The following is a 1763-nucleotide window of genomic DNA, read 5'->3' on the forward strand; positions in this document are numbered from 1 at the left end:
TATTGGTTGATAAAGTCGGCATAGCGTTTAGGCGCGCCTTTGTAGGTGTTCACGGTCAGACGCTCTGCGGCCAAACCGAAGTTCACACGGTCATATTCGGTAACCGGAATACCGATACGCAAACCGCCGCCGAAAGTCGTGGTTTTATATTGTTTCGCGCTAGAAGAAGCTTTACGCGGGTCGTAAGTCTTGCCGTAAAGGTCGTAGCCCAAGCTTACGCCGTCAGGTGTGAAGTATGGGTCGGTAAACGACAACGAGCCGTTTACTGTGGTTTTACTGCGGGAAGCGCGCAGGGCAACGGATTTACCCGTACCGAACAGGTTGTCTTGAGCCACGCCGGCAGACATTACCAAACCGGTATCCTGAACCCAACCTGCGCTCAAGTCGAGCGAGCCAGTCGAACGTTCGGTCAGGCTCATGTTCAGGTCAACTTGGTCGGGGGTATTGGCCACAGGAACCGCATCAAATTGAACGTTGTCGAAGTAGCCCAACAACTCAACGCGCTCTTTAGAACGTTGCAGTTTGGCAGAGTCGTAAGGCGCCGATTCCATTTGGCGCAACTCGCGGCGGATAACTTCGTCACGGGTTTTGTTGTTGCCGGTAATGTTGATTTCGTTTACATAGATTTTGCGGCCCGGTTGGACGGTCAGCACAAAATCAACAGTATGCGTTTCGGCATTGGGAATCGGTTGGACATTGATTTCGCTGAATGCGTAACCTGCCTGACCCATGCGGTTTTGGATGGCTTCGAGCGAATTGGACATTTGTGCGCGCTCGTACCATTTGCCCGGCTTCATGGTCAGCAGTTTTTCCAAATCTTCTTTCGGCACTTCCAGCGTATCGCCTTCGATGCGTACATTACCCCAGCGGAAGCGGTCGCCTTCGCTGACGGTTACTTTAATGGTCTGCTTGGTTTTGTCTTCGTTGGTTTGGATATCGGTATCCAAAATGCGGAAGTTGAAGTAGCCGTTGTTTTGGTAGTAATTGGTGATTTTTTCCATATCCTGAGCAAATTTTTGCTCATTGAACTGGTTGCTCTTGGTCACCCAAGTCCACATGCCGCCTTCGCTCAGGGACATTTGTTTCAGCAGGCGGCGGTCGGAATAAACTTCGTTGCCTTCAAAGGAAATATCGGTAATCTTGGTAGATTTGCCCTCTTCGATGGCAATATCGATAGACACGCGGTTGCGAGCAAGTTTGGTAACGGTCGGCGTGATTTTGACCGACTGTTTGCCGCGGCTCAAATACTCTTCTTTCAAACCGGCAACGGCTTGGTTCAGCGTTGCTTGGTTGAAGTATTGGGATTGCGCCAAACCAAAGGCTTCAAGGTTTTTCTTGATGGCATCGTTTTGCAGCATTTTCGCGCCGGTAATATTGAGCGAGCTGATGGTCGGACGCTCAATCACGGTCAGCAGGACTTGATTGTCCATGGTCTCGACGCGTACGTCGTCAAAGAAACCGGTTGCATAGAGTTTTTTGATGATTTCTTCACTGCGCGCATCATTGAAATTATCACCGACTTTAACGGGCAGGTAGTTGAAGACGGTACTCGGCTCGGTGCGCTGCAGGCCTTCGACGCGGATGTCCTGAATGGTAAAGTCAGCCAATGCCAGTGGAGACAGGCTCAATACCATTAAAGCGGAAGCAATCTGGTTCAGTTTCATAAATTATCCAAACAAACGGTTGATGTCATTAAAGAAAGCCACAGCCATCATCAAAAGCATGGCTGCCAGTCCGAAGCGCAGGCCGACTGCCTGTATGCG

Annotated in this window: 1 protein-coding gene; it reads right to left on the reverse strand. The window is 50.3% G+C overall.

Annotated features, from left to right (window positions below; all coding sequences use genetic code 11):
- Nucleotides 1-1664: outer membrane protein assembly factor BamA (gene bamA / locus ACTHUT_RS19680; RefSeq protein ID WP_440419508.1), on the reverse strand; the 1664-nt coding region annotated here is incomplete at its 3' end.
- Nucleotides 1665-1763 lie beyond the last annotated feature (99 nt).

This window comes from Neisseria sp. P0022.S010 (assembly GCF_051956635.1).